This window comes from Saccharothrix syringae, from assembly GCF_009498035.1.
Classification (GTDB): domain Bacteria; phylum Actinomycetota; class Actinomycetes; order Mycobacteriales; family Pseudonocardiaceae; genus Actinosynnema; species Actinosynnema syringae.
Genome location: NZ_CP034550.1, coordinates 10,717,763 through 10,743,150 on the forward strand (window position 1 = coordinate 10,717,763; position 25,388 = coordinate 10,743,150).

At 73.3% G+C, this 25,388-nt stretch carries 29 protein-coding genes; 15 read left to right on the top strand and 14 right to left on the bottom strand.

Features of this window, described 5'->3' with window-relative positions; genetic code table 11:
• Positions 1 to 16 precede the first annotated feature (16 nt).
• From EKG83_RS45700 to EKG83_RS45720, 5 genes are all read right to left on the bottom strand, one after another.
• A complete protein-coding gene (locus EKG83_RS45700; RefSeq protein ID WP_033428334.1) occupies positions 17 to 1,174 on the bottom strand; it encodes an LLM class flavin-dependent oxidoreductase in 1,158 nt (385 codons plus the stop codon).
• Positions 1,171 to 2,124, bottom strand: coding sequence for an ABC transporter substrate-binding protein (locus tag EKG83_RS45705; RefSeq protein WP_033428333.1), 954 nt, complete (start codon positions 2,122 to 2,124; stop codon positions 1,171 to 1,173). Before EKG83_RS45705 ends, EKG83_RS45700 begins: the two co-directional genes overlap by 4 nt.
• A complete protein-coding gene (locus EKG83_RS45710; RefSeq protein WP_033428332.1) occupies positions 2,108 to 2,809 on the bottom strand; it encodes an ABC transporter ATP-binding protein in 702 nt (233 codons plus the stop codon). The genes EKG83_RS45705 and EKG83_RS45710 overlap by 17 nt, the downstream gene beginning before the upstream one ends.
• Positions 2,794 to 3,618, bottom strand: a complete 825-nt coding sequence (locus EKG83_RS45715; protein WP_033428331.1) for an ABC transporter permease — start codon at positions 3,616 to 3,618, stop codon at positions 2,794 to 2,796. The genes EKG83_RS45710 and EKG83_RS45715 overlap by 16 nt, the downstream gene beginning before the upstream one ends.
• A 163-nt stretch (positions 3,619 to 3,781) precedes the next feature.
• Positions 3,782 to 5,074 (bottom strand): adenylosuccinate synthase, encoded by a 1,293-nt coding sequence (locus EKG83_RS45720; RefSeq protein WP_033428330.1) that lies wholly within the window; start codon positions 5,072 to 5,074, stop codon positions 3,782 to 3,784.
• Between the two features lie 71 nt (positions 5,075 to 5,145).
• Here EKG83_RS45720 and EKG83_RS45725 point away from each other — a divergent pair, with 71 nt between their 5' ends.
• The 3 genes from EKG83_RS45725 to EKG83_RS45735 all read left to right on the top strand — a co-directional run bounded on the left by EKG83_RS45725 (position 5,146) and on the right by EKG83_RS45735 (position 6,832).
• The gene (locus EKG83_RS45725) at positions 5,146 to 5,823 is read left to right on the top strand and encodes a hypothetical protein (protein WP_407690752.1); all 678 of its coding nucleotides are present in this window, start codon (positions 5,146 to 5,148) and stop codon (positions 5,821 to 5,823) included.
• A 109-nt stretch (positions 5,824 to 5,932) separates the two neighbouring features.
• On the top strand, positions 5,933 to 6,574 hold the full coding sequence (locus tag EKG83_RS45730) for an HNH endonuclease family protein (protein ID WP_033428329.1): 642 nt from the start codon (positions 5,933 to 5,935) through the stop codon (positions 6,572 to 6,574).
• A gap of 6 nt (positions 6,575 to 6,580) precedes the next feature.
• Positions 6,581 to 6,832 (top strand): hypothetical protein, encoded by a 252-nt coding sequence (locus tag EKG83_RS45735; protein ID WP_033428328.1) that lies wholly within the window; start codon positions 6,581 to 6,583, stop codon positions 6,830 to 6,832.
• Positions 6,833 to 6,836: 4 nt separating this feature from the next.
• Here the strand turns inward: EKG83_RS45735 and EKG83_RS45740 are convergent, their stop codons facing one another.
• Positions 6,837 to 7,928: an FUSC family protein gene (locus tag EKG83_RS45740; protein ID WP_153278827.1), complete on the bottom strand. Its 1,092-nt coding sequence runs from the start codon at positions 7,926 to 7,928 to the stop codon at positions 6,837 to 6,839.
• Positions 7,929 to 7,932: 4 nt separating this feature from the next.
• Positions 7,933 to 8,343: a DUF3151 domain-containing protein gene (locus EKG83_RS45745; protein ID WP_033428327.1), complete on the bottom strand. Its 411-nt coding sequence runs from the start codon at positions 8,341 to 8,343 to the stop codon at positions 7,933 to 7,935.
• A gap of 296 nt (positions 8,344 to 8,639) precedes the next feature.
• Here EKG83_RS45745 and EKG83_RS45750 point away from each other — a divergent pair, with 296 nt between their 5' ends.
• Complete coding sequence (locus EKG83_RS45750) at positions 8,640 to 9,758, top strand: hypothetical protein (RefSeq protein WP_051764598.1); 1,119 nt, start codon at positions 8,640 to 8,642, stop codon at positions 9,756 to 9,758.
• A 59-nt stretch (positions 9,759 to 9,817) separates the two neighbouring features.
• Positions 9,818 to 10,993, top strand: a complete 1,176-nt coding sequence (locus tag EKG83_RS45755; RefSeq protein ID WP_153278828.1) for a serine hydrolase domain-containing protein — start codon at positions 9,818 to 9,820, stop codon at positions 10,991 to 10,993.
• Positions 10,994 to 11,046: 53 nt separating this feature from the next.
• Here EKG83_RS45755 and fbaA read toward each other — a convergent pair whose 3' ends face one another.
• Positions 11,047 to 12,081, bottom strand: a complete 1,035-nt coding sequence (gene fbaA, locus EKG83_RS45760) for a class II fructose-bisphosphate aldolase (protein WP_033428325.1) — start codon at positions 12,079 to 12,081, stop codon at positions 11,047 to 11,049.
• A 94-nt stretch (positions 12,082 to 12,175) separates the two neighbouring features.
• Between fbaA and EKG83_RS45765 the strand changes: the two genes are divergently transcribed.
• A complete protein-coding gene (locus EKG83_RS45765; protein WP_033428324.1) occupies positions 12,176 to 12,460 on the top strand; it encodes a DUF427 domain-containing protein in 285 nt (94 codons plus the stop codon).
• Here the strand turns inward: EKG83_RS45765 and EKG83_RS45770 are convergent.
• On the bottom strand, positions 12,457 to 13,278 hold the full coding sequence (locus EKG83_RS45770; protein WP_033428323.1) for an LLM class F420-dependent oxidoreductase: 822 nt from the start codon (positions 13,276 to 13,278) through the stop codon (positions 12,457 to 12,459). The genes EKG83_RS45765 and EKG83_RS45770 overlap by 4 nt on opposite strands.
• Before the next feature lie 108 nt (positions 13,279 to 13,386).
• On the opposite strand from EKG83_RS45770, the gene EKG83_RS45775 reads away from it, so the two are divergent.
• Together EKG83_RS45775 and EKG83_RS45780 are read left to right on the top strand one after the other, a co-directional pair.
• Complete coding sequence (locus EKG83_RS45775; protein WP_033428322.1) at positions 13,387 to 14,310, top strand: aldo/keto reductase; 924 nt, start codon at positions 13,387 to 13,389, stop codon at positions 14,308 to 14,310.
• A 36-nt stretch (positions 14,311 to 14,346) separates the two neighbouring features.
• A complete protein-coding gene (locus EKG83_RS45780; protein WP_033428321.1) occupies positions 14,347 to 15,231 on the top strand; it encodes a short-chain dehydrogenase/reductase in 885 nt (294 codons plus the stop codon).
• Here the strand turns inward: EKG83_RS45780 and EKG83_RS45785 are convergent.
• On the bottom strand, positions 15,228 to 15,512 hold the full coding sequence (locus EKG83_RS45785; protein WP_033428718.1) for a YciI family protein: 285 nt from the start codon (positions 15,510 to 15,512) through the stop codon (positions 15,228 to 15,230). The two genes, EKG83_RS45780 and EKG83_RS45785, sit on opposite strands and share 4 nt — an antisense overlap.
• A gap of 75 nt (positions 15,513 to 15,587) precedes the next feature.
• Here EKG83_RS45785 and EKG83_RS45790 point away from each other — a divergent pair, with 75 nt between their 5' ends.
• The 5 genes from EKG83_RS45790 to EKG83_RS45810 all read left to right on the top strand — a co-directional run bounded on the left by EKG83_RS45790 (position 15,588) and on the right by EKG83_RS45810 (position 19,471).
• On the top strand, positions 15,588 to 16,163 hold the full coding sequence (locus EKG83_RS45790) for a SigE family RNA polymerase sigma factor (protein ID WP_051764596.1): 576 nt from the start codon (positions 15,588 to 15,590) through the stop codon (positions 16,161 to 16,163).
• A gap of 283 nt (positions 16,164 to 16,446) precedes the next feature.
• A complete protein-coding gene (locus EKG83_RS45795) occupies positions 16,447 to 17,334 on the top strand; it encodes an ROK family protein (protein ID WP_084716022.1) in 888 nt (295 codons plus the stop codon).
• The gene (nagA, locus tag EKG83_RS45800) at positions 17,331 to 18,482 is read left to right on the top strand and encodes an N-acetylglucosamine-6-phosphate deacetylase (RefSeq protein ID WP_033428319.1); all 1,152 of its coding nucleotides are present in this window, start codon (positions 17,331 to 17,333) and stop codon (positions 18,480 to 18,482) included. The genes EKG83_RS45795 and nagA overlap by 4 nt, the downstream gene beginning before the upstream one ends.
• A gap of 47 nt (positions 18,483 to 18,529) precedes the next feature.
• A complete protein-coding gene (locus EKG83_RS45805) occupies positions 18,530 to 18,718 on the top strand; it encodes a hypothetical protein (RefSeq protein WP_033428318.1) in 189 nt (62 codons plus the stop codon).
• 9 nt (positions 18,719 to 18,727) lie between these two features.
• Positions 18,728 to 19,471, top strand: coding sequence for a DedA family protein (locus EKG83_RS45810; RefSeq protein ID WP_033428317.1), 744 nt, complete (start codon positions 18,728 to 18,730; stop codon positions 19,469 to 19,471).
• A gap of 12 nt (positions 19,472 to 19,483) precedes the next feature.
• Here EKG83_RS45810 and EKG83_RS45815 read toward each other — a convergent pair whose 3' ends face one another.
• Positions 19,484 to 20,857, bottom strand: a complete 1,374-nt coding sequence (locus EKG83_RS45815) for an FAD-binding oxidoreductase (RefSeq protein ID WP_033428316.1) — start codon at positions 20,855 to 20,857, stop codon at positions 19,484 to 19,486.
• A 163-nt stretch (positions 20,858 to 21,020) separates the two neighbouring features.
• Here EKG83_RS45815 and EKG83_RS45820 point away from each other — a divergent pair, with 163 nt between their 5' ends.
• On the top strand, positions 21,021 to 21,686 hold the full coding sequence (locus EKG83_RS45820) for a DedA family protein (RefSeq protein ID WP_033428315.1): 666 nt from the start codon (positions 21,021 to 21,023) through the stop codon (positions 21,684 to 21,686).
• A gap of 54 nt (positions 21,687 to 21,740) precedes the next feature.
• On the opposite strand, the gene EKG83_RS45825 is transcribed toward EKG83_RS45820, so the two are convergent.
• The gene (locus tag EKG83_RS45825) at positions 21,741 to 22,376 is read right to left on the bottom strand and encodes a nucleoside/nucleotide kinase family protein (RefSeq protein WP_228122447.1); all 636 of its coding nucleotides are present in this window, start codon (positions 22,374 to 22,376) and stop codon (positions 21,741 to 21,743) included.
• The gene (locus tag EKG83_RS45830; RefSeq protein WP_033428715.1) at positions 22,358 to 23,182 is read right to left on the bottom strand and encodes a carbohydrate kinase family protein; all 825 of its coding nucleotides are present in this window, start codon (positions 23,180 to 23,182) and stop codon (positions 22,358 to 22,360) included. The genes EKG83_RS45825 and EKG83_RS45830 overlap by 19 nt, the downstream gene beginning before the upstream one ends.
• A 75-nt stretch (positions 23,183 to 23,257) precedes the next feature.
• On the opposite strand from EKG83_RS45830, the gene EKG83_RS45835 reads away from it, so the two are divergent.
• Entirely contained in the window at positions 23,258 to 24,217 is a 960-nt protein-coding gene (locus EKG83_RS45835; protein ID WP_033428314.1) for a LacI family DNA-binding transcriptional regulator, read from the top strand.
• Between the two features lie 92 nt (positions 24,218 to 24,309).
• On the opposite strand, the gene EKG83_RS45840 is transcribed toward EKG83_RS45835, so the two are convergent.
• Positions 24,310 to 25,374, bottom strand: a complete 1,065-nt coding sequence (locus EKG83_RS45840) for a glycoside hydrolase family 76 protein (RefSeq protein ID WP_084716072.1) — start codon at positions 25,372 to 25,374, stop codon at positions 24,310 to 24,312.
• Between the last annotated feature and the right edge of the window lie 14 nt (positions 25,375 to 25,388).

Sequence of the window (25,388 nt, forward strand, 5' to 3'; positions counted from 1 at the left end):
CCCGCGCCCCCCGATCTCACGACCCCTCGACCGCCACCGCCCCGCGCGCCACCGGCACCTCCGCCTCACCGAGAGCCGGGCCCAGCAACCCGCGCGCCGCCAGGATCGGCCGGACGCCCTCGCCGAACCAGTACGCCTCCTCCAGGTGCGGGTAGCCGGACAGCACGAACTCCTCCACGCCCAGCGAGTGGTACTCCTCGACCAGGTCGGCCACCTCCTCGTGGCTGCCGACCAGCGCCGTGCCGGCACCGCCGCGCACCAGGCCCACGCCCGCCCACAGGCCGGGGTGCACCTCCAGCCCGCGCACGCCCTTCGACAGGTCGCCGCCGTGCAGGGCGACCATGCGCTGCTGCCCCACCGACTGCGACGCGCCCAGCTGCTCCTGCGCCCGCGCCACCTGCGCCGGGTCCAGGGCCTCCAGCAGCTTCTCCGCCTCCCGCCACGCCTCGGCGGAGGTGTCGCGGCTGATGGTGTGCAGCCGGATGCCGAAGCGGATCGGGCGGTCGCCGGCCAGGTCGCGGACGCGGGCGATCTTCTCCGCCACCTGCGCCGGGGGTTCGCCCCACGTCAGGTAGACGTCCGCGCGGCGGGCCGCGACGGGCAGGGCCGCGTCCGACGAGCCGCCGAAGTAGATCGGGGGCACGGGGTCCGGGGCGGCCAGCAGGGTGGCGCCTTCCACCCGGTAGTGGGAACCCGCGAAGTCGACCGGGTGACCCGACCACACGGCGCGCACGACGTGCAGGAACTCGTCGGTGCGCGCGTAGCGCTGGTCGTGGTCGAGCCAGTCGCCGAAGCGGCGCTGCTCGACCTCGTCGCCGCCGGTGACCACGTTGAGCAGCAGCCTGCCGCGCGAGATCCGCTGGTAGGTGGCCGCCATCTGGGCGGCCAGGGTCGGCGAGATCACTCCGGGGCGGAAGGCGACCAGGAACTTCAGCGTCCGCGTCCGGGCGATCAGGGCGGCGGTGGTCAGCCAGGCGTCCTCGCACCACGTGCCGGTGGGGGTGAGCACGCCGGTGAAGCCGTTGCGCTCGGCCGCCTGGGCGACCTCGGCCAGGTAGTCGACGTCCGGGTCGCGCTGCGCGGCCGCGCCGAGCGAGCGGTTGGCGTGGAAGCGCTCGACGATCGTGCGACCGTCGCCGGAGGTGGGCAGGAACCAGTGCAGGACGACGCTCACGACAGATCTCCCTGGAAACGGGTGTCCACGAACTGCTGGAACTCGACGCGGCCGGGCAGGGTGCCGTCGTCGGTGAACGCGTCGGCCAGCTCCTGCTCGGAGGCGACCACCGCGTCGTCGAGCGGCACGGGCAGGTCGCCGCCGCGCTCGACGGACTTGCGCGCCACCTCGACCTTCAGGCCGGTCTCGTCCGCCCACGCCCGCGCCCACTCCTCGCGGTGGGTGTCGGCCCACCGCTGGGCCTGCGCGTACCGCTTGACGAACTCCCGGATCGCGGCCTCCTTGCCCGGGTCGCCCAGGGCGGCGCGGCCGGCGACCTGGAAGGTGTAGCCGTTGGACTTGCCGCGCCCGTCGGTGAGCACGCGCGCACCGGCCTCCAGCTCCGCCTGCGAGGTGTAGGGGTCCCAGACCGCCCAGGCGTCGACGCGCTTCTGGGTGAACGCCGAGTACGCGTCGGCCGGCTGGAGGAAGTTCAGCGTCACGTCCTTGCTGGTCAGGCCCTCCTGGCCCAGGGTGAGCAGGACCTGGCCGTGCGCGGAGCTGCCCTTGGCGACCGCGATGGACCTGCCCTTCAGGTCGGCGACCGTCTTCAGCGGCGAGTCGGCGGGCACCAGCAGGGCGTCACTCTCGACGTTGCCCTTCGCCACGTACACCGCGGCGATCTTGGCGTTGGCGGCGGCGGCGAAGATCGGCGGCGTGTTGCCGACCCCGCCGACGTCGATCGCGCCCGCGGACGCGGCCTCCAGCAGCGGCGGGCCGGACGTGAAGGTCGACCACTCGATCCGGTACGGGAAGTCGTCGAGCAGGCCGGCGGCGGTGAGCAGCGACTTGGCGTTGCCCTTCTGGTCGCCGACCCTGAGCACGACCTCGCCGCCCGACGACGTGTCGGAGGAGCCGCACCCGGTCAGCACCAGGACCGCGGCGGCCAGGGCGCTAAGCAGCTTCGACATCGTCCACTCCCAGGTCTGAAAGAACACGTCCGCGCAGGTCCGCGAAGGACGCGCGGTGCCGCGGCCGCGGCAGGTCGACGCGGTGTTCGGCCACGATCCGGCCGCCGTCGAGCACGAGGACGCGGTCCGCCAGCAGCAGGGCCTCGTCCACGTCGTGGGTCACGAACAGCACGGCGGGCCGGTGCTCCCGCCACAGCTGCTCCACCAGGCGGTGCATGGCCGAGCGGGTCAGCGCGTCCAGCGCCCCGAACGGCTCGTCGAGCAGCAGCAGGTCCGGTTCGCGCACCAGCGCCCGCGCCAGGGACACGCGCTGCGCCTCGCCGCCGGACAGGGTCAGCGGCCACGCGTCGGCGTGGTCGGCCAGCCGCACCTCGGCCAGCGCCTTCTCCGCCACGGCCCGCCCGTCGACGTCCCGCAGGCCGAGCGAGACGTTGCGCCACACCCTCCGCCACGGCAGCAGCCGCGGCTGCTGGAACGCCACGGACACCTTGTCCGGCACCGAGAACGCCCCGCCGACCTCGGCGTCCAGGCCCGCCAGGACCCGCAGCAGGGTCGACTTGCCGCACCCGCTGCGCCCCAGCAGCGCCACGAACTCGCCGGGCGCCACCTCCAGGTCCAGCCCGTCCAGCACCCGCCGGGGCCCGAAGTCCTTGACCAGGCCCCGGACGCTCACCGCACCCGCCACCGCAGCACCCTCTTCTCCAGCGCGCGCACCAGCGCGTCCGTGGTCAGCCCGAGCAGCGCGTAGACCAGCAGCCCCACCACCACGACGTCGGTGCGCAGGAACTCCCGGGCGTTGTTGATCAGGTAGCCGATGCCCGCGTCGGCGTTGACCTGCTCGCCGACGATCAGCGACAGCCACGCCGCGCCCAGCGCGATGCGCAGGCCGACCAGGGTCTGCGGCACGGCCGAGGGCAGCACCACGTGCGTGATCCGCTCGAACCGGGTGTAGCCGAGCACCCGGGCGGCCTCCAGCAGCGCCGGGTCGGCCTGCCGGATGCCCGCGTGCAGGTTCAGGTACAGCGGGAACGCCACGCCGGCCGCGACCAGCGCGAGCTTGGGCTCCTCGCCGATGCCGAACCACAGGATGAACAGCGGGACCAGGCCCAGGTGCGGCAGCGTGCGCAGCATCTGCACCGGCGGGTCCACGACCCGCTCGCCCCACCGGGACAGGCCGGCCGCCAGGCCGAGCGCGGCGCCGACGACCCCGCCGACGAGGAAGCCGAGCGCGACCCGGCCCAGCGAGACCAGGAACGCGTCCACCAGCTGCCCGTCGAGCACCAGCTCCCAACCGGACTCGAACACGGTCAGCGGCGGGGCGAGCTTGTCCTCGGGCAGCACGCCGGTGCTGCCCGCCACCTGCCACAGCAGCAGCAGGGCCAGCGGGCTCAGCCACCGGCGCAGGTCCGGCGCTTTTCGTTTTTTCGCGGTGGGCGCACGCCCCGGTGACAATGAATCCGGGCGCGCGACAACACCCGCGGTGGAAATCGACACGGATTTCTCCCCGACGGAACCTTCGAACTCGGACTGCGGCGCTGACCAGCGAAGTCGAGTTTTGTTCGGTCCCAGGGACAAGTCAACGCGTCCCGAATTGTGAAAGTGCCTCCGACCCCGATTGACTCGGGACCGGAGGCACTTTAGCCGGATTTCAGAGCGGTCAGCCGCCGAGCATGTCGTGCCGGACGATGGTCTGGTCGCGGCCCGGCCCGACGCCGATCGCGGACATCCGGGCACCGGAGATCTGCTCCAGGTGCTCGACGTACGCGCGCGCGTTGGCGGGCAGCTCCTCGAACGTGCGGCAGTGGCTGATGTCCTCGAACCAGCCCGGCAGCTCCTCGTACACCGGCACGGCGTGGTGCACGTCGGTCTGCGTCATCGGCATCTCGTCGACCCGCGTGCCGTCGATGGTGTAGCCCACGCACACCGGCACCTTCTCCAGGCCGGACAGCACGTCGAGCTTGGTGAGGAAGTAGTCGGTGATGCCGTTGACCCGCGCCGCGTAGCGGGCGATCACCGCGTCGAACCAGCCGGTGCGCCGGGAGCGGCCCGTGGTCACGCCGAACTCGCCGCCGGTCTTGCGCAGGTGCTCGCCCATGTCGTCGTTCAGCTCGGTCGGGAACGGGCCGGAGCCCACGCGCGTGGTGTACGCCTTGAGGATGCCGATCACGGTGGTGATCCGGGTCGGCCCGATGCCCGAGCCCGCCGAGGCGCCGCCCGAGGTCGGGTTCGACGAGGTCACGAACGGGTAGGTGCCGTGGTCCACGTCGAGCAGCGTGCCCTGCGAGCCCTCCAGCAGCACGGTCTCGCCGCGCTCCAGCGCCTGGTTGAGCAGCAGCCGGGTGTCGGCGATCCGGTCGGTGAACCGGGAACCGTGCTCCAGCACGCTGTCCACGACCTGCTCGGGGTCGAGCGCCTTGCGGTTGTAGACCTTGACCAGCACCTGGTTCTTGAAGTCCAGCGCGGCCTCGACCTTCTGCCGCAGGATCTTCTCGTCGAGCAGGTCCTGGGCGCGCACGCCGACGCGGGCGATCTTGTCCTGGTAGCAGGGGCCGATGCCGCGGCCGGTGGTGCCGATCTTGGCCTTGCCCAGGTAGCGCTCGGTGACCTTATCGATGGCCACGTGGTAGGGCATGATCAGGTGCGCGTCGGCGGAGATGATCAGCCGGCTGGTGTCCACGCCCTGCTCGTCGAGGCCGGCCAGCTCCTCCAGCAGCACGCCGGGGTCGACCACGACGCCGTTGCCGATGACGCTCGTCACGCCGGGCGTGAGGATGCCGGAGGGGATGAGGTGCAGGGCGAACTTCTGCCCGTCGGGCAGGACCACGGTGTGCCCGGCGTTGTTGCCGCCCTGGTAGCGGACCACCCACTGGACGCGATCACCGAGCAGGTCGGTCGCCTTGCCCTTGCCCTCATCGCCCCACTGGGCGCCGATCAGCACTACGGCCGGCATGTGAAACTCCAAGCGGTCGGACGGACGGTGTTGGCAAGAGCGAATGCCGGTGGTCGAGCGTAGCCCAGGAGATGAAGGTGCGCGGAATCGTGTTGGCCTGCGGAAACACGCAGTCGCCACTGATCACGGACGGTGACCGGTTCGAGGTGCGCCGGGTGGCGGCCCGGCCGGGGAAGGACGAGGTGGACCCGGTCGTGGCCGACCTGGGCGACCGGCGACTGGTGGTGCACGGCACGGACGCCGACCTCAACGCCGTGGCGCTGCGGCTGATGCGCGCCGAGCGGCTGGCCGACGTGCCGGTGGGGTACGTGCCGGTGGACCGCGACTCGGCGGTGGCGGAGCTGTGGGGCCTGCCGACCGACCCGGGGCGCGCCCTCGACCTCGCCCTGTCCGGTGACCCCGACCGGGTGTCGCTGGTACGTAACGACGTGGGCGGCGTGCTGGTCGGCCGCGGTTCGCTGGGCCCGGTGCGCGGCGTCGGCTACGGCGACGACACCGTGGTGCTGCGCGGCCAGGCGAGCCGGATCGAGGTCACCCCCGACCCCGAGCGCGGCCCGGGCCTGCTGGTGCACGTCATCCAGAAGCGGCTGTTCACGCGCAGCGTCAAGACCACGGCGGCACGCGCCTTCCAGCTCGGCTGCCTGCCGGTGGAGGTCACCTCGGACGGGGTGCCGCACCCGCGCCCGATGGGCAAGTGGACCTGGTACCGCCACACGGAGGACCTGAGGCTGGTCCGCGGGGTGCGGTGACGCGGGAATTTCCCGTTCCGCCACCGGAGTGTCACCCGGAAGCGTTGTGGGGGAAGGAGAATTCCAGCAGGGTCGGTTCCGACAGCTTCCAACTAGGAAGGTCGGAATTATGTCAACGGTTAACAACACCGCTCGACTGTCGATCTCATCCCTGCTCCTGGCTGGTGCGCTGACCCTGGCCCTCGCCACCCCCGCCCTGGCGACCCCGCCCGGCATCCCGGGCACGAGCACCGCCCAGGCGGAGCTCAACGCCCTGGCGGTGGCCGGCGAGGGGTCGTCCACCGGGTACTCGCGGGACAAGTTCCCGCACTGGAGCACCGTCTCGGGCACCTGCAACACCCGGGAGCAGGTGCTCAAGCGCGACGGCACCAACGTGGTCACCGACTCGTCCTGCGCGGCCACCTCCGGCCGCTGGTACAGCCCGTACGACGGCGCGACCTGGGGCGCCGCGTCCGACGTGGACATCGACCACGTGGTGCCGCTGGCCGAGGCGTGGCGGTCCGGCGCGTCGTCCTGGACCACGGCGCGGCGCGAGCAGTTCGCCAACGACCTGGCCGGCCCGCAGCTCATCGCGGTCACCGACAACGTCAACCAGGCCAAGGGCGACCAGGACCCGGCCCTGTGGAAGCCGCCGCTGACCTCCTACTGGTGCACCTACGCCAAGATGTGGACGCACACCAAGTACCGCTGGGGTTTGACGGTGGACCCCGCGGAGAAGTCCGCTCTGCAGGGCATGCTCGGAAGGTGCTGATGACCGATGGCTGACCGCTCCTCCCCCTTCGTGGCCGGACCCGGCGGCGTGATGACCGACGAGGTCGGCGTGGTGACCGGCGACCTGGAGCTGCGCACCACGCTGGACGACAAGGGCCGCCTCCGCGCCCTGGTGCGCTACGAGGGCGCGGAGGAGTGGTACGCCGTCACCGGCGCGACGTGCCGGCTGGCCGACCCGCGCGACCACGACGCCGTGCACCGGGTGCTGCTCGGCGTGCTGAACCGCCCGGAGGGCTGAGGCGTCAGCGGCCGCCGCCGCGGTCCACGGGCGGCAGCGACTCCGCCGCCTCCGCGCGCGACAGCCCGGTGGCCTGGAGCAGGTCGACCGCCACCGACCGCACCTGCGCCAGCACCACCTTGGTGGACAGGCCGCCGCCGCCGAGGCGGCCCTCCGTCGTGCACCGGGCCGCCTCGCACACCGCGGCCCGCGCCCGCGTCGGCTCCTCGCCGCGCGCCAGCTCGGTGCGCAGCAGGTCCACCGCCTCCGCGTACCGCCGCAGCACGTCGGGCAGCACCTCGGGCACGTCCTCGCCGTCCCGCAGGGCCGCCAGCGCCCGCCGCGCCAGCACGCGCGCGTTGCGCAGCGCGTAGTCCAGCGGCGCGGCGGCCGTCTCGTAGCGGCCCAGGTCGTGCCGGCTGCGCCACCGGATCGGCGCGATGGTCGCGATCTCGCCGCCGGTCCTGAGCGCGGACCGGAACTCGTCCACCGCGGCCTGGCTGTCGCGCAGCCGCGCCAGCACCGCGGCCGCCCGCACCGCGTCCCGCCCGGCCACCGCCGCGGCCACCCCGCGCAGCGCGGTGGCCAGCTCGCCGAACACCACCTTCGCCTCGCGGTGCGCCACGGTCAGCGGGTTCGCGGGCAGCAGCGCGGCCACCGCGAGCCCGACCAGGCCGCCGACCAGCGCGTCGACCATCCGGTCCAGGCCGCCGCCCGCGCTGGGCGGCAGCAGGGTGGCCACCAGCACCGCCGACGACCCGGCCTGCAGCGCGATCACCGCGCCGCCGTCGAGCAGCACCGCCGACGACATGGCCAGCGCCACCACCAGCGCGATCTGCCACGGCCCGGAGCCGATGAGCGAGATCAGCACGTCGCCGACGCCGACCCCGAGCGAGACGCCGACGACCAGCTCCACCACCCGCCGCAGCCGCTGCCCCAGCGACACGCCGAGGCAGACGACGGCGGCGATCGGCGCGAAGAACGGGTGCGCGTGCCCGACCACGTCGGTCGCGACCAGCCACGACAACCCGGCGGCGAGCGCGGCCTGCGCGATCGGCAGGGCCGTGCTCCGCCACCGCCGCAGCCGGCGCGCGACCTCGGTGCGCACCTCGACCACGCGGTCAGCCCAGGCCGAGGGCGGCGGGCGCCGCGGGGTCGCTGTCGGCGAGGAACTTGCGGCAGCGCTCGTGCTCGTCGGTCTCGCCGATCTCGTCGGCGGCCCGGGCCAGCGCGGCCAGCGCGCGCAGGAAGCCGTGGTTGGGGCGGTGCGACCACGGCACCGGGCCGTGCCCGCGCCAGCCCGCCCGGCGGAGCTGGTCCAGCCCGCGGTGGTAGCCCGTGCGGGCGTAGGCGTAGGCCGCGACCGGGTCGCCGGTCTGCAACGCGCGCTCGGCGAGCAGCGCCCACGCCTCGCTGAAGTCGGGGTAGGCGCGCACGATCTTGGCCGGGTCGGTGCCCGCGTCGGCCGCGGCCTGCGCCTCGGGCCGGTCGGGCAGCAACGTGGGTTCGGGACCACCGAGCAGGTTCTCCATGGGCTTCAGGATAGGAAGAGCCGCGAGGCCGCAGCGACCAACGTCAGCAGCAGCGCGGAGACGATGACGCCGGCCACGACCTTCTTGCCCATTTCGGTACTCCCTAGGGGGATTCTCGGCGGACTCTCGGACGGCACCCTGCCCGGTGTGGGCCGCCCGGAGCAACGCGCGTCACCCGTTGGGGCGAGCACCGCGCGGAACCGCCTGGTCACGACCCGTCCCCTAAGGGGTGCCCGGGGAGAAGACCGGGGGCCACCACCCTTCCGGCGCCGGGGGCCGGGCCGCATCATGGGCGGGTGAAAACGGGGGTTGGCAACCGGGTCGCGCGCTTCCGCGACCTCTACTGGGAGCGGGGCGAACCGGGTCGGGCGACGCCGGCGGACCTCGCCGCGGGCCTGTACCGGCTGTGGCTGGTCGGCCTGCTGCTCAAGCTGCTCGGCTCGTCGTGGGACGTGGCCTGGCACTTCAAGTGGCTGCGCGACGAGCTGGCGCCGCCGCACATGATCAACACGATCGGCACGGTGATCGTGGTCGGGCTCACGCTCTTCCACACCTACACCGGCTACGGCGCGGACCGGCGCGCCCTGCGCCTGATGCAGTGGGGCACCGGCGTGTTCCTGGTGGCCCTGCCCATCGACCTGATCAACCACCGGATCAACGGCCTGGACATCACCTCGTGGAGCGGGTCGCACGCCCTGCTCTACCTGGGCACGGCGATCATGCTGGCGGGCGCGATCAGGGGCTGGCGGCAGCATTACCCGGCCGGCCGGTGGCACGTGCCGGGCCTGGCCGCCCTGTGGTTCTTCTTCCTGGAGAACACCTGGTTCCCCAACCAGCACCAGGAGTACGGGGTGCTGGAGATCGCCTCGTGGGACCGGGGCGACCCGTACGCCGAGCCGATCCTGCTGAAGTTCGCCGCCGACCAGATCGGCCGGCCGGTCGACCGCGAGGCGGTGGTGGGCTTCTCGCTGCCCATCCCCGACTGGGTGTACCCGGTCTGGGGCCTGGTGGCGGCCGGGCTGGTGCTCGTGGTCGCGCGCCGCTCGATCGGCACGCGCTGGGCCGCCACCGCCGTGGCCGGCGGCTACGTGGCCTACCGCTGCCTGGTGTGGCCGCTGCTGGCGGGCGCCGACTTCCCGCTGTCGGCCGTGCCGCTGTTCCTGCTGCTCGTCGGCCTGGCCGTGGACGCGGCGCACCTCGGGCGGGTGCCCGCCCCGGTGGCCGCTGTCGTGGGCGCCGCCGCCGTCACCGGCCTCGGCTACGGCGGCGTGTGGGCGCAGCAGGCGTTCGACGCCGCCCCGCCGATCGGCTACCCGTCGGCCGCCGCGACGTTCCTCGTGCTCACCGCCCTGTGGCTGGTCGCCGACCGCCTGAAGGTGGGGGTGGCACCAGGGCGACCACTGGTGACCGCCTGATTCCGACCGACCCCGCGGCCCCCTGAGGATCGACCCAGTCGATCCTCAGGGGGTTCTCCTTGTCCAGCACCACACGACGCACCGCCACCGCGGCCCTCACCGCCGCCGCCGTGGCCGCCGCGCTCGTCACCGCGCCCGCCGCCCGGGCCGCCCCGTCCCGCCTCCACGACGCGGTCCACCGGGCCGTCGACGCCGCGGGCGTGCCGGGCGTCGCGGTCCGCGTGGACGACGGCGGGCGGGTCGTCGAGACCGCCCACCAGGCCCGCTGGACCCTCGCCGACCACCGCCTGCGCGCGGGCGACCGGTTCAAGATGGCCTCCAACACCAAGACGGTCACCGCGACCGTCGCCCTCCAGCTCGACGCCGAGGGCGCGCTCGACCTGGACGACCCGGTGGAGCGCTGGCTGCCGGGCACCGTCCCGGACGGCGGCGCGATCACCGTGCGGATGCTGCTCAACCAGACCAGCGGCCTGTTCGACTACCTGGACGACCCGCGCCTGCTCGGCCTGCTGACCGGCCGGGCGCCGCGGCCGTGGCCGCCCGCCGAGCTGGTCGCGGTGGCCGTGTCCCACCCGCCGCTGTTCGCGCCGGGCGAGCGCTGGGACTACAGCAACACCAACTACACCCTGGCCGGCATGGTCGTCGAGCGCGCCGCCGGCCGCCCCTACGCCGACCTGGTCCGGCAGCGGATCACCGGCCCGCTCGGCCTGCGGGACACCCACCTGTCCACCGAAGCGGCCTTCCGGGGCGCCCACGGCTACGAGCCGGACGCCGGGCACCTGGCCCCGCTGCTGCCGCCGGGCACCCCGGTCGGCGACGGCTTCGCCGGTCCCGAGCGGCACGACCACGTGGACACCACCGGCATCGACCTCGGCCCCGCGTGGGCGGCGGGCGGGCTGGTCTCCACCGCGCGCGACTGGCAGCGGTTCCTCACCGCCCTGCTCTCCGGCCGCCTGCTGCCCGCCGCGCAGCTCGCCGAGCTGCTCGACACCGTGCCCCAGGGCACCGGCGACGGCTACGGCCTGGGCGTGATGGAGGTGCGCACGCCGTGCGGCGCGGTGTGGGGCCACTCGGGCGGGTTCCCCGGCTACCGCAGCCACAACTACGCCGACCGCGCGGGCCGGCGCGCGGTCACCGTCCTGCTCACCACGACCTTCGGCCTGCGCGCGCCGGAGGCGGCCGCCGCCGAGCGGGAGCTGGTGGAGGCGGCCGTGTGCCGGATGTACGGCAGGTAGGCGAAGGCCCCCTCCGGGAACTCCCGGAGGGGGCCGTCACCAGCGAGAAGAGGTCAGCCGGCGATCATGCGGCCGGACGACTTCAGGTGCTCGCACGCCTGGGCGATGCGGGCGGCCATGCCCTGCTCGGCGGCCTTGAGGTAGGACCGCGGGTCGTACGCCTTCTTGTTGCCCACCTCGCCGTCGACCTTCAGCACGCCGTCGTAGTTCGCGAACATGTGGCCCACGATCGGGCGGGTGAACGCGTACTGCGTGTCCGTGTCGATGTTCATCTTGATCACGCCGTAGGACACGGCCTCGTGGATCTCCTCCAGCAGCGAGCCGGAGCCGCCGTGGAAGACCAGGTCGAACGGCTTGGAGCCGGCCGGCAGGCCCAGCTTCTCGGCCACCACGTCCTGGCCCTGCTTCAGGATCTCCGGGCGCAGCTTCACGTTGCCCGGCTTGTAGACGCCGTGCACGTTGCCGAAGGTCGCCGCCACCAGGTAGCGGCCCTTCTCGCCGGCGCCCAGCGCCTCCACCGTCTTCAGGTAGTCCTCGGGCGAGGTGTAGAGCTTCTCGTTGATCTCGTGCGCGACGCCGTCCTCCTCGCCGCCCACGACGCCGACCTCGATCTCCAGGATGATCTTCGCCTTGGCGGTGAGGTCGAGCAGGTCCGCGGCGATCTTCAGGTTCTCGTCCAGCGGCACGGCCGAGCCGTCCCACATGTGCGACTGGAACAGCGGGTTCAGGCCACGGTCCACCCGCTCCTGGCTGATCGCGACCAGCGGGCGGACGTAGCCGTCCAGCTTGTCCTTGGGGCAGTGGTCGGTGTGCAGCGCGATGTTCACCGGGTACTTCTCGGCGACCACGTGCGCGAACTCGGCGAGCGCGACCGCGCCGGTCACCATGTCCTTGACCTTGGTGCCGGAGGCGAACTCCGCACCACCGGTCGAGACCTGGATGATCCCGTCGCTCTCTGCCTCCGCGAAGCCGCGCAGCGCCGCGTTGAGGGTCTCGGACGAGGTGACGTTGATCGCGGGGTAGGCGAACTCGTTCGCCTTGGCGCGGTCAAGCATCTCGGCGTAGACCTCGGGGGTTGCGATGGGCATCGGTGGTCCTCCTCGGGTGCCCGGAACGCGGTGTCGGCAGCATCCTACGGGCACGGCCCTGCGCGATAAGTTGATCACCGGCATAGTGGGTGCCATGGCGATCGCACGGTGGAACGGCGAGGTCATCGCCGAGAGCGAGAAGACCGAAATCGTGGAGGGGAACCACTACTTCCCCGTCGAGTCCGTACACGAGCAGTTCCTCAGGCCGTCGGAGACGACGTCGGTCTGCCCGTGGAAGGGCACGGCGAACTACTACACCCTGAGCGTCAACGGGCAGGAGAACCCCGACGCCGCGTGGTACTACGCGGAACCGAAGGAGGCGGCGGCCAACATCAGGGGCCACGTCGCCTTCTGGCGCGGCGTCGAGGTCTCCGACTAGGCCAGGGCGGACGCCAGCTCGCGGTACGCGGCCTGGGTGTCCCCGGTGCCGGCCACCTGCACCGCCACGTGGTCGGCACCGGCCTCGTGGTGCTCGCGCAACCGCTTCGCGACCCGGTCGAGCGAACCCCACGCCACCAGCGCGTCGACCAGCCGGTCGCTGCCGCCGCCGGCGAGGTCGTCCTCGGTGAACCCGTGCCGCAGCCAGTTGCGGGTGTAGTTCGGCAGGCCCAGGTAGAACTCCAGCGCCTGCCGGCCCAGCTCGCGGGCCCGCGCCGGGTCCTCCTCCAGCACCACGTGCTGCTCGGGCGCCAGCACCACCCCGGCGCCCACCAGCTCGCGCGCCTTCGCGGTGTAGTCGGGCGTCACCAGGTAGGGGTGGGCGACGCTGGTGCGCGCCGCGGCCAGCCGCAGCACCCGCGGCCCCAGCGCGGCCAGCGCCAGCCGGTCCCGGGGCACGTCCAGCTCGTCCAGGTAGTGCACCAGCTTCTGGTAGGGGCTGTGGTAGACCTCGCCGACCACCGACCGGTGGCTGGCCCCGATGCCGACCAGGAACCGGTCGGTCCAGGCCAGCGCCCGGTAGCCGTCGTTCACCTCGCCCGCGGGCGTGGTCCACACGTTCAGGATGCCGGTCGCCACGGTGATCTTCTGCGTCGCCTCCAGCAGCGCGCCCACGGTGCCGATCACGGACCCGTCCGGCGACGCGCCCAGCCACAGCGCCCCGTAACCCAGCTCCTCCAGCTCGGCGGCGTCCTCGCCGCGGCCGTCCCAGCCCGCAGCCAGGGCCCATACGCCGTACCGACCCAGTTCCACAGCCATTTCGTCTCCCCACGAACCGAACGTGATCAGGACAACCCCCCACACCCACGTTTTAGTCCTGACTGCTCCGATCGGCGCGGGCGGCACCCCGAAGCTACGTTTCGCCGCATGACGAAACTGGGCACCAGCGACCTCGACGTCTCCCGCCTCTGCCTGGGCGGCAACGTGTTCGGCTGGACCGCGGACGAGGAGACCTCGTACGCGATCCTGGACGGCTTCACCGAGGCGGGCGGCAACTTCGTCGACACGGCCGACGCCTACTCGATGTGGGCCGAGGGCCACACCGGCGGCGAGTCCGAGACGATCATCGGCAGGTGGCTCAAGACCCGCCGCAACCGCGACAGCGTGGTCATCGCCACCAAGGTCGGCTCGCTGACCGGCCTGGACGACCTCAGGGCGGACACCATCGAGCGCGCCGCCGAGGACTCCCTGCGCCGCCTGGGCGTCGACCACATCGACCTGTACTACGCGCACAAGGACGACCCGGGCACCGACCAGGCCGAGACCCTGGCCGCGTTCGACGCCCTGGTCCGCAAGGGCAAGGTCCGCCACATCGCCGCCTCGAACTACACCCCCGAACGCCTGGCGACGGCACTGGAGACCTCCGAGCGCGAGAACCTGGCCGGGTTCGTCGCCCTCCAGCAGCCCTACAACCTCGTCGACCGCTCCTACGAGGGCGACCTGCGCGAGACCGTCGAGGCCCACAACCTCTCCACGGCCCCCTACTGGGGCCTGGCCAAGGGCTTCCTGACCGGCAAGTACCGCGAGGGCGTCACCGTGGACAGCGTCCGCGCCGCGGCCGCCTCCCGCTACCTCGACGAACGCGGCCTGCGCCTCCTCAAGGCCCTGGACCGGATCGCCGAGGCCCACGGCACCACCCAGGCGGCCGTGGCCCTGGCCTGGCTCGCGGCACAGCCGACCGTGGCCTCCCCCATCGCCAGCGCCCGCACCGCGGAACAGCTCCAGGCCCTGCTCCCCGCGCTGACCCTGACCCTCCCGCGGGCCGACCTCGACACCCTCGGCTCAATTTAACCGACCAGTAGCTTACTACCGGTAAGTTGCGTTACGGTGACCTCCCCAGCTCCTGAGGAGGTCACCGTGGACGTCGCGGGCAAGGTTGTCCTGATCACCGGCGCGGCCAGGGGCATCGGCGCCGAAGTAGCCACCCGCCTGGCCCGGGAGGGCGCCAGGGTGGCCCTCGTCGGCCTCGAAGCCGACCAGCTCCACCAGGTCGCCGAAGCCTGCGGGGGAAGGGCGTGGGAGGCCGACGTCACCGACTGGCAGGCCCTCGAAACCGCCGTCGCGAACGTCGTCGACCACTACGGCGGCATCGACGTGGTGGTCGCCAACGCCGGCGTCGCCGCCACGGGCTTCATCCGCTCGATGGACACAAAAGCATTCGAACGGGTCATCGAAGTCAACCTGCTGGGCGTCTGGCGCACGGTGCGCGCGTGCCTGCCGCACCTGATCGCCAGCCGCGGCTACTGCCTGGTCGTCTCGTCCCTGGCGGCCATCGTGCACATCCCGGGCAACGCCGCCTACTCGGCCGCCAAGGCGGGCTGCGAGGCGTTCGCCGACAGCCTCCGCGCCGAGGTCCGCCACCTGGGCGTGGACGTGGGCACCGCCTACTTCTCCTGGATCGCCACCGACATGGTGAACAGCGCCGACGAACACCCCGTCTTCGGCCCCCTGCGCACCGGCATGCCCGGCCTGGCCGCCAAGAAGTACCCGGTGGCGGCCGTGGGAAAGGCCGTGGTCAAGGGCATCACCAGGCGAGCCAGGGCCGTCCACGTCCCCGGCTGGGTGGGCGCGCTCAAACTGGTCCGCGCCCTGACCCCCCGCATCGTCGAACGACAGGCCGCCACACTGGTCCCCACCGCCGACCGGGAAATGGCCGCCAACGACCTCTCCGGCCTGGTGGGCCCGGGCGGCACCGCCGCCCGCAAGGACTAGGACGGCAACCAGGCCCCCAGCACCGTCTGCCACTCGTGCACGCGCGTCTCCACCACCACCCCGGCGGGCGTGTACGGGTCGGCGGCGAGCACCGAGCGCAACTCGTCCTCGTCCGCCACCTCGTAGACCAGCAACGCCCCCGTCTGGTCCTCCCACGGCCCGGACAGCAGCAACACCCCCCGCTCGACCAACCCGGCCAGGTACTCCCGGTGCGCCGGCCGAGCCGCCAACCGCCCCTCCTGGTCCTCCGAGAACACCAGCTCCACCGCGAACCGGGCCACGACCCACCTCCACATCTCCGACCACATCCACGACGCCGCGCCGAAGTTACCCCCCGACGGGGTAACGTCTCCTCCGTGGTGGGTCCGGACCAGAACAGCGGCATCGCACGCGTGCAGGACACGCTGACGAACCTGCGCATCCAGGACAGCAAGCCCCCGGCCCCGAGCGGCCCGCTGACCCTGGAAGACCTCTACCGCCAGCACCGCATGCGCCTGGTCCGCCTGGCCCTGCTCCTGGTGGACGAACCGGCGACCGCCGAGGACGTGGTCCAGGAGGCGTTCACCGGCCTGCACCGCCACTGGTCCAACCTGCGGGACGCCCAAGCCGCCGTCGGCTACCTGCGCACCGCCGTGGTCAACGGCTCCCGCAGCGTCCTGCGCCGCCGCAAGACCGCCCGCGACTACACCCCGCCCCACGTGGCCAACGCCAGGTCGGCCGAGAGCCTGGCCATGCTCACCGCGGAGCACCAGGCCGTGGTGGCCGCCCTCTCCCAGCTCCCCCCGCGCCAACGCGAGGTCCTGGTCCTCCGCTACTACGGCGACCTCTCGGAAGCCGAGATCGCCGAGGCCACCGGCATCTCCAAGGGCACCGTGAAGAGCACGGCCAGCCGAGCCCTGGACGCCCTGCAAAAGATCATGGCCTCCCGCTAGACCACACCCCGCAGCCGCCACCCACCCACGGCCGCCACCCACCCACGGCCGCCACCCACCCACGGCCGCCGCGCAACCGCGCGCAACCCGCCCCCTCGCCCGCCCGTCCCCTCTCCCGGCGGCCTGCCCGGCGGCGAGCGCCGCCCGTGAACCACCGGCCGGCAGGTCAACCCCACCCCGAACCGTCTCGCCAACACACCCGATCGACCCCAATCCGACACTTGGTATAGACCAATGGCGGTCACATGCCGCAGTATCGGTCCTCGTGGCGCGCACCAGACACGTGATCGCGGTAGACGTAGGCGGTACCGAGACCAAGGCTGCCCTGATCACAGGCACCCCCTCCCACCTGGACCGACGAGCCCAACGACGCCGCCCCACCCGCCCCACGGGCGACGCCGTGGTCGAGGACGTCACCGCCCTGGTCGACGACCTGCGCGCCGAATCCCCCGCCCCCGTGGACGCGATCGGCCTGGTGGTCCCCGGCATGGTCGACGAACGAACCGGCACCGGCCTCTACTCCGCGAACCTGGACTGGCGCGACTACCCCTTCACCGAGCGCCTCGAAGCAGCCACCCGCACCAGGACCGCCTTCGGCCACGACGTGAGAGCGGGCGGCCTGGCCGAACTGCGCCTGGGCAACGCCCAGGACCTCCGCAACGCCGTGATCATGCCCATCGGCACCGGCATAGCCGCCGCCCTGGTGATCGACAACAGGGTCACCGACGCCCCCGGCGAGATCGGCCACGTCGACGTGGGCCACCCCGACCCCTGCGGCTGCGGCCAAACGGGCTGCGTGGAAGCGCGGGCCGGCAGCGCCGCCATCGCCCGCCGCTACGCCCAGCGCACGAACACCGAGGTCAAAGGCGCCGCCGAAGTGGCCCAGAGGCTCCGCGCGGGCGACCCCGATGCGTCGATCGTGTGGCAGGAGGCGGTCGACGCCCTCGCACGGGGCATCCTGCTGGTGGCATCCCTCCTGGGCCCGGAGGCGGTGGTGCTGGGCGGCGGCCTGGCCCTGGCGGGCCCACTGCTGACCGACCCGCTGGGCCGGCGACTGGACGAGCTGGTCACGTTCCAGCGGCGTCCGGAACTGCGGCTGGCGGCGTTGGGCGACGAGGCCGGGTGCCTCGGTGCCGCGCTGCTGGCCATCGACATGGTGGAGGAAACATGAGCACGTGGGGTGGACCCGTGGACGTGACCCTGACCGGCGGTCGGGTCGTCACGCCCGAGGGGGTGCTCGACCGGGGCTGGATCGCGGTGCGCGACGGCCTGATCGCGGCCGTCGGCGACGGGGCGCCACCGGACGGCCCGACGACCGACGTGAACGGCGGCTGGCTGGTCCCGGGCTTCGTGGACGTCCACTGCCACGGCGGCGGCGGCGAGGCGTTCACCAGCGCCGACCCCGCCCGGGTGATCAAGGCGGCCAACGCGCACCGCAGGCACGGCACGACCACGCTGGTCGCCAGCCTGGTCTCCCGCCCGATCCCGGAGCTGTCCGACCAGGTCAGGGCGCTGACCGACCTCGTCTCCGACGGCGTGCTGGCGGGCATCCACCTGGAGGGCCCCTTCCTCTCGGCCGCCCGCTGCGGCGCGCACGACCCCGCCATCCTCTGCCCGCCGGACCGCGCCTCCCTCGACCGGCTCCTCACCGCCGGCGACGGCGCGGTCAAGATGATCACCATCGCGCCGGAGCTGGACCACGGCGTGGACGCCGTCCGCCACCTGGTCGACAACGGCGTCCTGGCGGCCATCGGCCACACGGACGCCACCGAGGCCCAGATCCGCCCGGCCGTGGAGGCGGGCGCGACCGTCGCCACGCACCTGTTCAACGGCATGCGCCCGCTGCACCACCGCGAGCCGGGCCCGATCGGCGCCCTGCTGGACGACGAGCGCGTCACCGTCGAGCTGATCTGCGACCTGGTCCACCTGCACCCCACCGCCGTCCGCCTGGCCGCGCGGCACGCCGGCACGGGCCGCACCGTGCTGGTCACCGACGCCATCGCCGCCGCGGGCGTCGGCGACGGCATCTACGACGTGGGCGGCCTGGAGGTCCGCGTGGTGGACGGCGTGCCCACCCTCGCCGGCGGCGCGTCCCTGGCCGGCAGCACCCTCACCATGGACGCGGCCTTCCGCAACGCCGTCACCTCCTGCGGCCTGACCGTCGAGGAGGCCGTGCACGCCACCGCCACCCGCCCGGCCCGGCTGCTGGGCCTGGACGTCGGTCGCCTGGCGCCGGGCCTGAGCGCCGACATCGTCGTCCTCGACGGCGACTTCAAGCCCCGCGACGTCATGAGCCGGGGGGCGTGGGTGAAGGACTGAGCGAAGGACCGCCCCCCACCGCACCCCCGCGGTGGAACACTGACCACGTGCCCGAGGACCACGAGAAGCTGGTGGCCGACGCCCTCCGCGCCCAGGCCACCAGCTCCGGGGCGCACCCGCCGGTGACTCCCCCCGACCGCCCCGCCACCCCCCTCCCGGCGGGGTGGGTGCTGCTCCTGGCCGCCCTCCTGGGCCTGGCAGCCGGCACCGTCGTGGCCGTCATCACACTTCGGTGAGCCTGTACCGTGGTGGCCGTGACGGTCGCGCTCACCTCCACGGTTGCCCTCGGTCCGGACTGGCTCGACCCGCAGGTCCTCCTCGCGGGGCTGGGGCCGTACATGCTGGTCGGCCTGTGCTTCATCATCTTCGCCGAGTGCGGCCTGCTGGTGGGCTTCTTCCTCCCCGGCGACTCCCTCCTCTTCACCGCGGGCATGTTCGTCGCGACCGGCCTGCTGGACTACCCGCTGTGGCTGGTCTGCCTGCTGCTCACGGTGTGCGCGATGCTCGGCAACGTGGTGGGCTACTGGATCGGCTACCGCGCCGGCCCGGCCCTGTTCAGCAAGCCCGACTCGAAGATCTTCAAGAAGGAGTACGTCGACAAGACGGAGGAGTTCTTCGACAAGTACGGCGCCCGCGCGATCGTCCTGGCCCGCTTCGTGCCCATCGTGCGCACCTTCATCACCGCCATGGCCGGCGTGGGCCGCATGGACCGGCGCAAGTACTTCACCTACTCCTTCATCGGCGGCATCGCCTGGGCCGCCGGCATCACGGTCCTCGGCTACTTCCTCGGTCAGATCCCGTTCGTGCGGGACAACATCGAGATGATGCTCATCCTGATCGTGCTGATCTCCGTCATCCCGATCGTCATCGAGGTCGTCAAGGCCAAGCGCGAGAAGAAGTCGCTGCTGGCCCAGGAGGTCTCCGACATCACCGAGGTCATCGACCGCGTGGACCTGGACGCCACCCAGCAGATCAAGCGCGTCGACTGACCGACCGGCGGCTCACAGCTCGAACATCGACCCGGGGTTGAACAGGTTCCCCGGGTCCAGCGCCCGCTTGATCTCCCGGTGCACCCGCAACCCCACCGGCCCGATCTCGCGGGCCAGCCACTCCCGCTTGACCTTCCCCACGCCGTGCTCCCCGGTCACCGTGCCGCCCAGCGCGAGCCCCAACCCCAGGATCTCGTCGAACGCCCGCCGGGCCCGCACGAACTCGTCCTCCGACGAGGGGTCGTAAACGATCGTCGGGTGCATGTTGCCGTCCCCGGCGTGCCCCACCACCGCGACCCGCAACCCGACCTCGTCCCCGATCCGCTCGCACCCGGCGATCAGGTCCGCGATCCGGGTCCGGGGCACGCACACGTCATCGGTCAACCAAGCCCCGTACACCTCCAGCGCCGGCAGCACGGCCCGCCGGGCCGCCAGCAGATCGCGCCCCTCCCCCAGGTCGTCGGTCGCGTAGACCAGCACCGCCCCGGCCGACTCGCACGCCTGCCCGATGGCGGCCAGCTCCCGCCGGGCGGCCTCACCCCCGGCATCCGACTGGCACAGCAGCAACGCCCCGTCGGCACCCAGATCGGTCTTGAGGAACCGCTCGACCGCCCGGATGGAAGTGCGGTCCATGATCTCCATCAGCGAGGGCACCACCCCCTCCGCCACCACCCGGCTGACCGCCGCCCCCGCGGCCGCCGTGCCGTCGAACGCGGCCACCAGCGTGGCGGGGGCCTGCGGCAGCGGGCGCAGCGCCAGGGTCGCCCGGGTGATCACCCCGAGCGTGCCCTCGCTGCCCACGAACAGCCGCGTCAGGTCGTACCCGGCCACCCCCTTGACCGTCCGGCGACCGGTCCGCAGCAGCTCCCCGTCGGCGAGCACCACGTCCAGCCCGAGCACCGAGTCCGTGGTGACGCCGTACTTCACGCAGCACAGCCCGCCCGCGTTGGTGGAGAGGTTCCCGCCGATCGTGCACCAGTCGTAGCTGGACGGGTCGGGCGGGTAGAACAGCCCGTGCTTCTCCACCGCGCCGCGCAGGTCGAGGTTGACCACCCCGGGTTCGACCACGGCCAGCCGGTTGTCCGGGTCGACCTCCAGGATCGCGTTCATCCGCACCGTCGCCAGGACGACGCACCCGTCCACGGCGTTCGCCGCGCCCGACAGCCCGCTGCCCGCGCCGCGCGGCACGATGGGCGTCCGGTGCCGGGCGCACGCCCGCACCACCGCCCGCACCTGCTCCGCCGAGGCGGGCAGCACCACGGCCAGCGGCTGCCCGTACGGGGCGAGCGGCATCATGTCCCGCCGGTAGGCCGCGGTGACGTCGGCATCGGTCAGCACGCCGTCGGCGCCGACGGCGTCGTGGAGCTCGGCCAGCAACGACCCCATCCGCCCACGCTAGCCCGCACCCCCGCGCCGACTCCAGCACGTGGCCGGACAACCACGCCCCGTGCTCCACCACACCACCGACCCCGAACCGACGCCAACCTTTCGGCGAGGCGTTGGGCCGGAGTTGTCCAGTCGACCCGCCGAAGCCACGTAGGCTGCACTCGTGGTGTTGTCCGCAACGTCCGAAGCTGTCGCGTTCGGCTCACTTGAGTCCGCAGGTCCCACGGCCGTGTGGCTCATCACGCTGAGCTTCATCTTCTTCGAGTGCGCGTTCGTCTTCGGCCTCTTCCTGCCCGGCGACTCGCTGCTGTTCGCCGCCGGGGTGGTGCTCGCCTCGCACGACAGCGAGGTGTCCGCCTGGCTGCTGTCGCTGGTCGCCCTGGTCGTCGCCGTCGTCGGCAACCAGATCGGCTACTACATCGGCAGGCACACCGGCACGCGCCTGCTCGCCCGCCGCGGCGGCAAGGTGCTGAACAAGGAGAACCTGGCCCGGGCCAGGGACTTCCTGGACCGGCGCGGCTTCTGGGCGATCGTGCTGGCCCGGTGGATCCCGTGGGTGCGCACGCTGGCCCCGATGATCGCGGGCGCGGCGCGCATGGACCCGAAGCGGTTCATGCTGGCCACGACCATCGGCGCGGTCGCGTGGGTGCCGACCCTGGTGCTCGCCGGCTACTACGGCGCCGGCCTGCTGGCCTCCGTGCCGTGGCTGGAGACCGTCGCGGTCGTGGTGAGCATCGCCTTCTTCGTCGGCGGCACGGCGTACGGCCTGGTCCGCTACCGGCAGGAGATGCGCAAGCCGGTCGAAGAGGAGATCGGCACCCCCAACTGACCAGCCGGCCCACCACACCCCCCGGCTCACCACGCCCGGCTCACCGCACCCGGCTCACAGCACCTCCGTGATCAGCAGGTCGGCCGCCGACTTCGAGGCGTTCACCATCAGCGCGTTGACGTGGTCGGTGCCGTGCAGCACGCGTTCCCGCGCCTCCTCCACCGACCGCCCGTACCGGACGTGCCGGTCGATCAGCCGCGCCACCCGCAGGTCCTCGTCGATCATCAGGAACCACGCCTCGTCGAGCACGACCCGCACGCGCTTCCACTTGTCGTACTGCATGAGCAGGTAGTTGCCCTCGGTCACGACCAGCGGCACGGCCGGGTCGACCGGCACCGCGCACGCGATCGGCTCCTCGATCTCGCGGCGGAACTCCGGCGCGTACACCACGTCCGGCCCGCGCGCCTTGAGCCGGCCCAGCAGGTCGACGTAGCCGGGGATGTCGAACGTGTCCGGCGCGCCCTTGCGCCCGGCGATGCCCAGGCGCTCCAGCTCGCGCTGGGCGAGGTGGAAGCCGTCCATCCCGACCAGCGCCGCGTCGGACCCCAGGGCGTCCACCAGCCGGCGCGCCAGCGTCGACTTGCCCGACCCGGGCGCCCCGCCGATGCCGAGCAGCCTGCGCTCCCCGGTGTCCGCCAGCAGCCGCGCCCGGTCGACCAGCTCGTCGAACTTCACCGCCTGTCCCGCCACCGTCCCAGCTCCTCCACCCAGTCCCACGCGTTGTGGCGCACGCGCACCGCGGCGACCTCGTTCGCCCACGCGACGGCGTCGGCCACGTCGTCACCGCGGGCGACCGCGACCGCCAGCGCGCCGTGCCAAGCGTCACCCGCGCCGTTGGTGTCGCGCACCTCGACAACAGGTACCGGTTGCGAGCCGACGGCACCACCGCGCGACCAGGTGACGGGCCGCGGGCCGTGCGTGCGGACCACCAGCGGCACGCCGCGGTCGTGCACCTCGCGCTCGGACAGCTCGAAGCCCTCCGCGCACGCGGCGACGTCCACCAGGGGCAGCAGGTCGTCGAGCACGGGTTTCCAGCTCCCCGCGTCCAGCACCACGGGGACGCCGCGCCGCCGCGCCCGGCGGGCCGCCTCCAGCGCCAGCCGCCCGTGGTGACCGTCCACCAGCACCACGTCGGCCGCCTCCACCAGCCCGGCGGGCACCTCGCCCGCGGCACCGGCACCCGCGGCGTTGCGCGAGACCACGGTCCGCTCGCCGTCGCGCTCCCGCACCACCACCATGCTCAGCGCCGGCCCGCCCGCGCCGACCGAGTGGACCTCCACCGGGCGCAGCCGCTCGCGGGCGAAGCCGCCCAGCTCACCGTCCACGGCGGTCAGCAGCACCGCCCGGTGCCCCAGCGCGGCCACCGCGCGCGCCGCGTTCGCCGCCGGGCCGCCCGGCGCCAGGTGCACGCCGAGCGACTGGACCTTCTGCCCGGGCGCGGGGAACTCGGCCACCACCTGGCTGACGTCCACGGTGGTCAGCCCGACGCAGAGCACCGAAACCACGGTCTGGCCTCCTGGCGGGTAAAGTCGCCACGCAATCGCTTGCGCAGCTCGAACGGGGACGAGCCCATGGTCACCATGCGGGAGGTCGCCGGTCTCGCCGGCGTCTCCATCACCACGGTCTCACACGTGATCAACAACACCAGGCCGGTGGCGGAGGCCACCCGGGAACGGGTGCTGAAGGCCGTCGAGGAGACCGGTTACACCGGCGACGCCATCGCGCGCTCGCTGGTCACCGGCGGCACGAAGTCGCTGGGCCTGGCGGTGTCGCTGGTGTCCCACCCGTACTTCGCCGAGCTGATCGCGGCGATCGAGAGCGAGGCGACCGGGGCCGGCTACACGCTCGTGCTGATCGACACGCAGGGCGAGGCCGAGACCGAGCAGGCGGCGGTGCGGATGCTGCGGTCGCGCCGGGTGGACGGGGTGCTGCTCACCCCCACGTCGGGTTCGGCGGCGCTGCCCGAGCTGCGCCGGCTGGGCGTGCCGACGGTGCTGGTGGACCGGCTGACCGTGGCGCAGGACACCGACCAGGTCGGGCCGGAGAACGTGCAGGCCACCTCCGCGCTGGTCCGGCACCTGGCGGAGCTGGGGCACCGGCGGATCGGCATGGTGTGCGGCACGCCCGGCCTGGCCACCACCGACGAGCGCGTGCTCGGCTACCGGCTGGGGCTGGGCCGCGCCGGGCTGGCGTGGGACGAGGCGCTGGTGCGGCCGTCGCTGGAGCCGCTGCTCGGCCGGGTGACGGGTGTGGTGGTCGGTGGCCACCAGGTGCTGGTGGACGTGCTGCGCACGGCCCGCGCGCGCGGCGTGCGGGTCGGGTCGGACCTGGCGCTGGTGACCTACGACGACGTGGAGTGGGCGGAGCTGGTCGACCCGCCGCTGACCACGATGGCGCAGCCGGTGGAGGAGATCGGCCGGACCGCCGTGCGGCTGCTGCTGGCGCGCATCGAGGACCCGGACCGCTCGCCCGAGACGATCCGGCTGCCGCCCACCCTGCGCCACCGCCGGTCGTGCGGGTGCCACGGGTAGCAGGGCAGCGCCCTCACCGGACAGCCCCCTCACCGCCCCGGCCCTCACCGCCCCGGCCCTCCTCCCTCCCGGCCCTTTCACCCCGGCTGCCCTCACCCGAGCCCCTCGCGCTCCAGCAGGGCCGCGGCCTCCAGCGCCATCCACCCGCCCAGCTGCACGGACAGGTCCCGCTCCGGCCGGTCGCCCGCGGCCTCCCCGGTCGGCCGCCCCCACTCCGGCCCGAACAGCGGCCCGCTGACCACCGCCGCCCGGTTCGCCCACACCGCCTCGGCGGAGGCGAGCACCAGCGCGGCCGCCCGCCCCGCCTGCGGCCGCTCCAGCCGCAGCGCGGCCTGCGCGAGGTACCGGGCGAGGATCCCGGCGAACAGCCCGGCGTCCCCGCCGCCCGCCCCGCGCAGCACGTCGTCGGCCGCCAGGTGGTCGGCCACGGCGTCCACGACCCGCGCGCCCACGTCCCGGTAGGCGCCGCCCAGCTCCACGCACGCGCCGAGCACCACGCCCTGGCAGTAGGTGTAGAGGTTCTTCTCGACCTCGCGCACCGACCCGTCGGGGTGGACGTGCAGCCCGTCCCACAGCAGCCCGGTGGACTCGTCGCGCAGGCACCCCTCGACCCAGTCCACGATGGACCGCGCCCGCCCGAGGTCGGCGCGCGTGCCGAGGCGGGCGAACAGGATCGCGGCGGGCCCGTTGGCGGGCACGTTCTTGAAGTCGTCGTGGCGCTTCCACCAGATGCCGCCGCCGCCGTGGTCGGTCCAGCCGTCCCGCAGCCGCTGCGCGATCGCGGCGACCGCGCCGGGCCGCGAGACCCCCACCTCCCGCTCGGCGCGCAGCAGCGCCAGCCCGAGCCACGCGACGTCGTCGTAGTAGTCGTTGGTCCACCGGCCCAGGTTCCGCACGCGCACGCCGCGCACGAGCCGCCGCACCAGCGCCACGCGGGCCGCGCGGGGTGACCGGAGCTGGGCGTCGAGCACGCAGTCCAGCAGGTGGGCCTGCCACCAGTAGTTGAACTTCCCGTGCACGCGGTCGCGCGGCCGGGGCGGCCACGACGCGGCGCCCAGCGCGGTGCCCGGCAGCCCCCAGACGCGGCGCAGGTGCCTGGACTCGACGGCGCGCTCGGCGACCCCGGCGCGCGCGCCGAGCAGCTTCGGTGTGGTCACCCGCACAGGGTGCC